General features: G+C 72.5%; 8 protein-coding genes. 6 read left to right on the top strand and 2 right to left on the bottom strand.

Going from position 1 to position 7,745, the window contains the following annotated elements; translation table 11 throughout:
- Nucleotides 1-802: phytoene desaturase family protein (locus JLI01S_RS17210; protein ID WP_369407386.1), on the top strand; the 802-nt coding region annotated here is incomplete at its 5' end.
- The gene (locus JLI01S_RS15965) at nucleotides 799-1,863 is read left to right on the top strand and encodes an NAD-dependent epimerase/dehydratase family protein (RefSeq protein WP_068266515.1); all 1,065 of its coding nucleotides are present in this window, start codon (nucleotides 799-801) and stop codon (nucleotides 1,861-1,863) included. The genes JLI01S_RS17210 and JLI01S_RS15965, both read left to right, overlap by 4 nt.
- Before the next feature lie 6 nt (nucleotides 1,864-1,869).
- On the opposite strand, the gene JLI01S_RS15960 is transcribed toward JLI01S_RS15965, so the two are convergent.
- Complete coding sequence (locus JLI01S_RS15960; RefSeq protein WP_068266512.1) at nucleotides 1,870-4,074, bottom strand: HelD family protein; 2,205 nt, start codon at nucleotides 4,072-4,074, stop codon at nucleotides 1,870-1,872.
- A gap of 358 nt (nucleotides 4,075-4,432) precedes the next feature.
- Between JLI01S_RS15960 and purD the strand changes: the two genes are divergently transcribed.
- Nucleotides 4,433-5,722 (top strand): phosphoribosylamine--glycine ligase, encoded by a 1,290-nt coding sequence (gene purD, locus JLI01S_RS15955; protein ID WP_068266509.1) that lies wholly within the window; start codon nucleotides 4,433-4,435, stop codon nucleotides 5,720-5,722.
- A 75-nt stretch (nucleotides 5,723-5,797) separates the two neighbouring features.
- Here the strand turns inward: purD and JLI01S_RS15950 are convergent, their stop codons facing one another.
- Nucleotides 5,798-6,049 carry a WhiB family transcriptional regulator gene (locus JLI01S_RS15950; RefSeq protein WP_068266506.1) on the bottom strand — a complete coding sequence of 84 codons (252 nt, stop codon included), beginning with the start codon at nucleotides 6,047-6,049 and terminating at the stop codon, nucleotides 5,798-5,800.
- 54 nt (nucleotides 6,050-6,103) lie between these two features.
- Between JLI01S_RS15950 and soxR the strand changes: the two genes are divergently transcribed.
- From soxR to JLI01S_RS15935, 3 genes are all read left to right on the top strand, one after another.
- The gene (soxR, locus tag JLI01S_RS15945; protein ID WP_068266504.1) at nucleotides 6,104-6,559 is read left to right on the top strand and encodes a redox-sensitive transcriptional activator SoxR; all 456 of its coding nucleotides are present in this window, start codon (nucleotides 6,104-6,106) and stop codon (nucleotides 6,557-6,559) included.
- A gap of 248 nt (nucleotides 6,560-6,807) precedes the next feature.
- Nucleotides 6,808-7,203 (top strand): hypothetical protein, encoded by a 396-nt coding sequence (locus JLI01S_RS15940; RefSeq protein WP_068266501.1) that lies wholly within the window; start codon nucleotides 6,808-6,810, stop codon nucleotides 7,201-7,203.
- Between the two features lie 22 nt (nucleotides 7,204-7,225).
- The coding region (locus JLI01S_RS15935) for a phosphoribosylaminoimidazolesuccinocarboxamide synthase (RefSeq protein WP_281177473.1) at nucleotides 7,226-7,745 on the top strand (520 nt) is incomplete at its 3' end.

The following is a 7,745-nucleotide window of genomic DNA, read 5'->3' as shown; positions in this document are numbered from 1 at the left end:
CCGCGGCGTGGAGCTGGCCGGCGGGCGGCGGGTGCGCGCGCGTCGCGCCGTCGTGGCGGACACGAGCGCCCAGGCCCTCTACGAGCGCCTGCTCGACCCCGGCTGCGTGCCGGAGGGGTTGCGACGACGGATGCAGCGCTTCACCTGGGACCTGCCGACGCTCAAGCTCAACCTGCGTCTCGACGCGCCGATGCCCTGGACGGCCGAGGCCGCCCGGGGAGCAGGCGTGGTGCACGTGGGCCAGGACCTGCCCGGACTCGTGCGGTGGTCCGCGGACTTGGAGAGCGATGTCGTGCCCGAGCGGCCCTTCGCGCTCGTCGGCCAGATGACGACGATCGACCCATCCCGCTCGCCCGCCGGGACCGAGGCGCTGTGGCTCTACACCCACCTGCCACGCGGGCGGCACGACGACCCGGCCGCGGTCGACGAGGTCGTCGCCGGATGTGAGGACATGCTCGAGTCGCTGGCCCCCGGCTGGTCGACCCACGAGGTCGGCCGGTGGATCCAGAGCCCCCGGGACCTGCAGGAGGCGGATGCCAACCTCGGCCACGGCGCCGTCGGCGGCGGGACCCAGCAGCTCTTCCAGCAGGCGATCTGGCGCCCGGTGACCGGCTTGGGTGGGCCACGCACGCACATCGCCGGGCTCTACCTCGGCAGCGCCGCGACGCACCCGGGTGGCGGCGTCCACGGTGGGTGCGGGTACCTGGCTGCGCGGGCTGCTCTGCAGGACTCCCGGTGGTGGGGGCGCCCGCGCCAGCAGTTGCTCGTGTCGACCCTGCAGCGGATGCACGACTCGTCGTGACCCGGGTCGTCATCTCCGGCGCGAGCGGCAACATCGGCTCGGCGCTCGTCCCCACGCTGCTCGCCGCCGGTCACCGACCGGTGGCGCTGGCCCGTCGGCCGCCGCCGGAGGCCAACGGGGCCGAGTGGGTGCGCGCAGACCTGAGCACGCCCGACGGGCAGCAGGCCCTGGTCGGCGCGCTGCAGGGCGCCGACGCCTACGTCCACCTCGCCTGGCCGCTGCAGCCGATGCGCCGGCCCGGCCTCCTGCACGACCGCGGCCCCCGGATGCTCCTGCCCTGCGTGGCGGCCGCGCTGGACGCAGGGGTCAGCAAGGTCGTGCACCTCTCATCGGTCGCGGCGTACTCACCCGGTCGCGGGGGCAGCCGCGTCGATGAGACGTGGCCGATCGGGGGCGCCGCCGACTCGCCCTATGCCCGTGGCAAGGCGCTGGGCGAGAGGCGCCTGGACGTGCTGGTGCGCGCCCGCTCGGCCACGGACCGGGTCGCCGTCATGCGACCGTGCCTCGTCGGGCAGCACCGGGCCGGGGCCCAGATGGCCCGCTACGGACTCCCCGCCCTGCTGGCCGCGACCCGGGCGGTGCGCCACGTGCCCTGGGTGCCCAGAGTCGACGGCTTCGCGCTGCAGATGGTGCACGCAGACGACGTCGCACGCGCGATCCTGGCCGCCGTCGAGCGCGACGCCTCCGGTGCCTTCAACCTCGCAGGTGCTGGTGCTGTCGGCGGTGAGGAGGTCGCCGCGGCGCTCGGCGCCCGGACCGTGCGGGTCCCGCGGGGGCTCCCGCGGCTCGCGGTCGCGGCCGCATGGCACACCCACCTCGGCCCGTTGGACCCGACGTGGGTGGACATGGCAGCGCAGGCACCGCTGATGGGCACCGGCCGGGCCCGCTCGACGCTGGGCTGGCGACCTGAGCACGACGCGGTCGACGTCCTCCACGAGCTCGTTGCAGGGATGGCAGCGGGCGCGGGCGGCGCGAGCGCGGCCCTGCGTCAGGTGAGGCCGTGGCCCGAGCTGCGCAGCTGGTCAGCCCGTGGCTCGATCGCCCGACGCCACTTGCCGTAGCCCGCCTCAGTCGGTCGGGCGGAGCACCGTCATCCGGTGGGCGGCGCGGGTGAGCACGACATAGAGCACGCGGGCGCCGCCAGGGGACTCCGAGACGATCGCGTCGGGGTCGACGACGAGCGTCGCGTCCCACTCCAGGCCCTTGGTCGACAGTGGGTCGATGACGACGACCCGGCCACCGTGCGAGCCGTCGAGCGGCAGGACCGCATCGCCGTGACGCTGCGGGGTGATGACGGCGATCGACCCGTCGACCTCCTGAGCCAGAGTCTCGAGGGCCTGTGCCGCAACGGTGCCGACGTCGGGACGGGAGGTGTCCAGGGCGTCACCGAAGGTGATCTCGATCGGGTCGACGCCCGTCTCGCGCACGGCGTCGGGGATGTCGGCGTCGGGGACGATCGGCAGGATGACATCGCGCGCGTAGTCGAAGATCTCCTGCGCGTTGCGGTAGTTGGTCGTCATGTGGAAGGCCTGTCGCGGCTGGTTGCCGTAGGCCTCCTCACGCGCCTGGTCGGCCTCGGCGATGTCCGCCCAGGACGACTGGGCCACATCGCCGACGACGGTCCACGAGGCGCGGCGCCCACGACGACCGATCATCCGCCACTGCATGGGCGAGAGGTCCTGCGCCTCGTCGACGAGGACGTGCGCGTACTCGGCCGGCCGGCCGACGGTGCCGTGGAGCAGGCGCTCGCGGGCGTTGGTCGGGGTCAGGCTGTGCGACATCTCGGGAGCGGTGATCGCCGAGCCCATGGCCTGCAGCTCCTCGACGCCGTCGAGCTCCTCGATCTCGTAGAACGAGCGCTCCTCCGGCTCGGCCTCCTCGACCTGCCCGAGGCGGACCGACAGGTCGTCGACGAGCGCGACGTCGGAGACGCTCCACGTGCCGGCCTCGAGCGTCTCGCGGGCCGAGTGCGCCAGGGCTGCAGCGTCGCCCTGACTGAGTACGGAGCGGCACACCTCGTAGGCGAGCTCGGTGTCGGCGAGCCACAGCAGAGCCTCGCGGGGGTCGACCTGCGGCCACCACTCGGCGAGGAAGTCGTCGACGGCCAGCGACTCGTCGAAGGAGTCCATGAACTCGTCCCGATCACCCTCCCGGACCTGGCGCCACGCAGCCTCGGCCAGGAGATCCCGCACGTACTTGGTCGCCTGGTTGCGGGTGCGGTCGCGCAGCGCGCGCCGGCGGATGTCGTCGAGCGCCCGCTCCTCGAGCCGGACCGGCAGTCCGCCGACCATGGCGCGCAGGCTGACGGGGGCGTCGGGCACCTGCCGGGAGGCGAGCCGCTTGAGGACCGTGCGCATCTGCAACGAGCCCTTGATCGCGGCCACCTCGGGCGGATCGTGGCGGACCGCGGTGATGACGTCGACGACGTCGCCGAGGGAGCGCAGGACGACCGAGTCCTCACCAAGCGATGGCAGGACCCGCTCGATGTAGGCGGTGTAGGCCGAGGACGGTCCGATGACGAGGATGCCGCCGGACTCGTAGCGGCGCCGGTTGGCGTAGAGCAGGTAGGCGGCGCGGTGGAGGGCGACGACGGTCTTGCCGGTGCCGGGGCCGCCGCTGATCTCGGTGATCCCACGGTCGGTGGCGCGGATCGCCTCGTCCTGGTGGGTCTGGATCGTCGCGACAATGTCGCGCATCTGCTGACCGCGGGTGCGGGTGAGGGCGGCCAGCAGGGCGCCGTCGCCGACGATGACCATGTCGTCGGGGGCCTGCGGGACCATGAGGTCGTCCTCGACGCCGATGACCTCGTCACCGACGGAGCGCAGCACGCGGCGGCGGATGACGCCGTGGTTGTCGACCGGGGTGGCCCGGTAGAACGGGGACGCGGCGGGCGCGCGCCAGTCGATGACGAGCGGCTCGTACTCGTCGTCGCGTACCCCGAGACGGCCGATGTAGCGGATCTCGCGGTCGGAGGGTCCGTCGGAGTCTCCGTGCTCGAGGTCGAGGCGGCCGAAGACGAGGCCCTCGTGCTGGTTCTCGAGGTGGGAGAGGCGTCGGGCGGCGGTGTAGACGAGGGCGTCCCGCTCGAAGAGCCCGGACATCTCCTCGTCTCGCACATCACCGGTGCGGTCAGTGCGGCCGCGGGACATGCCGTCGACTGCGACGAGGTCTGCTCGCTTGCCGGCCTTGGCCAGCTCGGTGTGGACGCGATCGAGGTGTCGCTGCTCGATGGCGATCTCCGCCGCGACGGCGTCGACGTGGGTGTCGGTCACGTGTCGTCCTGCTCTTCCTGCGGGTCGGGCGAATCCACAAGTCTAGTTCCTCCGCAGGGCGCTTCGCGCCCGGCCGGGGGCGGCGGCAGGGGGCCGGCAAGAACTTGTCTCGTCATCTTGATTTCACCCTCAACAAAGTGTCACTATCGACAGGTCGGCTTCGGCCGACGGTCGCGCGGTCGGTGTCCCCCCTGATGTCTGGACCCGCGACCTGGGGCGCAGCTCACGACAGATACCCCCTGCCTGCCGAGAGCTGCGCCCCCCTTTGTGTCTTGGTGCAGCCACACAGCACGTCTCGGCGCAGCCACACAGCGAAACGTGGCCCCTGTCCTCGGCCCCGTCTCGTAGGCTCGCACCCGTGAAGGTTCTCGTCATCGGCTCCGGCGCCCGCGAGCACGCTCTCGTCCGCGCCCTCACCCTCGATCCCACGGTTGCTGCGGTGATCGCTGCTCCGGGCAACCCCGGCACGGACGCTCTGGCGCTCAACGAGCCGGTTGATGCGGCCGACCCGCAGGCGGTCGTCGAGCTCGCTCGCCGTCACGAGGTCGATCTGGTCATCGTCGGGCCGGAGGCCCCGCTCGTCGCGGGTGTCGCCGATGCCCTGCGGGAGGCCGGGTTCCGCTGCTTCGGGCCGGACGCCGCCGCCGCCCGCCTCGAGGGCAGCAAGGCCTATGCCAAGGAGGTCATGGCTGCTGCCGAGGTGCCCACCGCGATGGCGCGTGTCTGTGCCGACGAGGCCGAGCTGGGCGAGGCCCTCGATGCCTTCGGTCCCCCCTTCGTCGTCAAGGACGATGGGCTGGCCGCCGGCAAGGGCGTCGTCGTCACCGAGGACCGTGCCGCCGCGATGGAGCACGGCCTGGCCTGCCTGGCGAAGGGGGCGGACGCCCGCGTCGTCATCGAGGAGTTCCTCGACGGTCCCGAGGCCAGCCTCTTCTGCATCTGCGACGGCACCACGGTGGTCCCGCTGGACCTTGCCCAGGACTTCAAGCGGATCTTCGATGGTGACGAGGGCCCCAACACCGGGGGCATGGGCGCCTACAGCCCGCTGACGTGGGCCCCTGAGGGTCTCGTCGATGACGTCGTCGCCCGGGTCGCGCAGCCGGTGGTCGACGAGATGGCGCGGCGGGGGACCCCCTTCGTCGGGGTGCTCTACGTCGGTCTGGCGCTCACCGCGCGTGGGCCGCGGGTCATCGAGTTCAACGTGCGCTTCGGCGACCCGGAGACGCAGTCGGTCCTCGCCCGCCTGGAGTCGCCGCTGGCGGTGCTGCTCGGCGCTGCCGCCGATGGCCGGCTCGACGCGCACGATCCGCTGCGGTGGAGCCCGCAGTCATCCGTGACCGTTGTCATCGCGGCCGAGGGCTACCCGGCCGCACCCGTCACGGGGGTGGCGATCGACGGGCTGGCGGACCTGGCTGACAGTGACCTCGCCGAGCACGTCCACGTCCTGCACGCCGGCACCACGATCGACGAGGACGAGGCCCGGCTGGTCTCCGCCGGAGGTCGCGTCCTGTCCGTCGTCGCGCTTGGGGACGATCTCGTCCAGGCCCGTGTGCGCGCCTACGAGGCGGTCGAGCGGATCCGCCTCGAGGGCGGTCACCACCGCACCGACATCGCCCTGCGCGCTGCTCGGGGCGAGATCCGCGCCTGACGCTTCCTCGTCCACCGGTGGAGGTGTATCCGACGGCGAATCGCCCGCGCGCAGACCTCCACCGAGCGAGGCGGATCAGGCTGCGGTGTCCTTGCGCGGCCGACCCCGCACCCGCTTGCGCTCGATGACCCGGCCCTCGTCCAGGATCTGCCCACCCCAGACGCCCCACGGCTCGCGGCGCTCGATTGCGCCCTGGAGGCACACGAGGCGCAGGGGACAGCGACGGCACAGCGCCTTGGCGCGCTCGAGGCGCTCGGGGGTCTCCGCAAACCACAGCTCCGGTTCGTCGACACACGGCGTGCTCGCGGGGGTCGTCGTCGAGGTCATGCCCGCAACCTTCTGACCTGAAGTCCACTTGAGGTCAAGCGGTAGCTTTGCCCCATGGACAAGAGGGACCTGCTGACGATCGGCGACGCTGCCGCGCGAGCCGGGGTGAGTGTGCCGACGCTGCGCTTCTACGAGTCCAAGGGGCTCGTCCACTCCACCCGCACGACCGGCAACCAGCGGCGGTACCCGCGCCACACCCTGCGGCGGCTGGCCTTCGTCCGGGCGGCGCAGCGCTTCGGTCTGGCGCTCGACGAGATCCGTGAGGCCCTCGACACCCTGCCGGCGGACCGGCCGCCCACGGCCCGGGACTGGCAGCGTCTCTCGGGCAGGTGGCACGACACCCTGCAGGAGCGCATCGACGCGCTCGTCGAGCTGCGCGACACGACCTCCGGCTGCATCGGCTGTGGCTGCCTGTCCACGAGCAGCTGCCCGATCTACAACGCGGACGATCGGCATGCGCAGGATGGGCGCGGGGCCCAACGCTGGCCGCAGGGCCTGCGCGACGGTTGAGATGCCGCGCCGCCGCCCCCTTCGCGCCGCCGCCCCCTTCGCCCCGCCGCCCCCTTCGCCCCGGTGGAGGTAAACGCGCCGGCCTTTCGTCCGCGTGTTGACGTCCACCCGTGAGGCCGGGTCATCGGGTGGATGTCGGCTCGCCGGGGAATCGTCCGCGCGTATACCTCCAACCGGGGGCCGCCCACACCCTTCAGAGTTCGCGCCGTGAACGCGTGCCCGGCTGCCCGACGGGGTACGAGGCCCTCATGGACGAAGCACACCGCAGACCAGCCGGCGTCGACGACCAGACGGTCAGGGCGATCGGCAAGCTGTCCGAGGCACTCGAGGTCGTCGAGGAGGCCCGGGGGCACCTCTATGCCTTCCACCGTCGGTGCGGCACCGCCGACCTGACGCTCCAAGAGGCCGTGCGCCTCCTGCGCGAGGCCGGTCACACCACGATCGCCGACGACCTGCAGGCCGACCTCGTGGGGCGCAATGTGCTGCCGGACCGGTGGACCTATCGGATCCTCGAGGAGTACGAGGAGACCTACTACGAGCCCTTCCGCGCAGCCGAGGCTGCAGCGCGTGACACCCTCGTCGACGGCAAGCGCCATCTCCACGAGGCGGAGATGAAGCTCGAGGAGCGCCGGGACGGGCCCTGACGTCGCCTGCGAAGATGGCCCCATGACGACTGACGGTCACCTGGAGCTGCCCGGATACGCCCACGTCTACTCGGGCAAGGTGCGCGACCTCTACGCGCCGCTCGGTGCGGACGGGTCCCCGCGCGCGGACCAGCTGCTCCTCGTGGCGAGCGACCGGATGTCGGCCTACGACTTCGTGCTGGACACGCCGATCCCCGACAAGGGGGCGGTGCTGACCCAGATGTCGCTGTGGTGGTTCGAGCAGATGGCCGACCTCGTGCCGCACCACGTCGTCTCGACCGATGTCCCGGCGGCCGTCGCCGGCCGGGCGGTGCTCGTCGAGCGCCTGGCGATGCTGCCCGTCGAGTGCGTCGCCCGGGCCTACCTCACCGGTGGCGGGCTGACCGAGTACCGGGCGAGCGGCGCCGTGAGTGGCGTCGAGCTGCCCGAGGGCCTGGTCGACGGGTCACCGCTTCCGGAGCCGATCTTCACCCCCTCGACCAAGGCGCCGATGGGCGAGCACGACGAGCCGATCCCCTTCGCCGGGGTCGTCGACGAGGTCG

This window comes from Janibacter limosus NBRC 16128, assembly GCF_001570985.1.
Classification (GTDB): domain Bacteria; phylum Actinomycetota; class Actinomycetes; order Actinomycetales; family Dermatophilaceae; genus Janibacter; species Janibacter limosus.
The sequence above is the reverse complement of the archived record's forward strand: the minus strand, read 5'-3'. Positions and strand labels throughout refer to the sequence as shown.

Excerpts from the sequence above, each read along its gene's own strand:
- soxR (WP_068266504.1), top strand. The coding sequence starts at position 6,104 with ATGGACAAGAGGGACCTGCTGACGATCGGCGACGCTGCCGCGCGAGCC.
- JLI01S_RS15950 (WP_068266506.1), bottom strand. The coding sequence starts at position 6,049 with ATGACCTCGACGACGACCCCCGCGAGCACGCCGTGTGTCGACGAACCG.
- JLI01S_RS15940 (WP_068266501.1), top strand. The coding sequence starts at position 6,808 with ATGGACGAAGCACACCGCAGACCAGCCGGCGTCGACGACCAGACGGTC.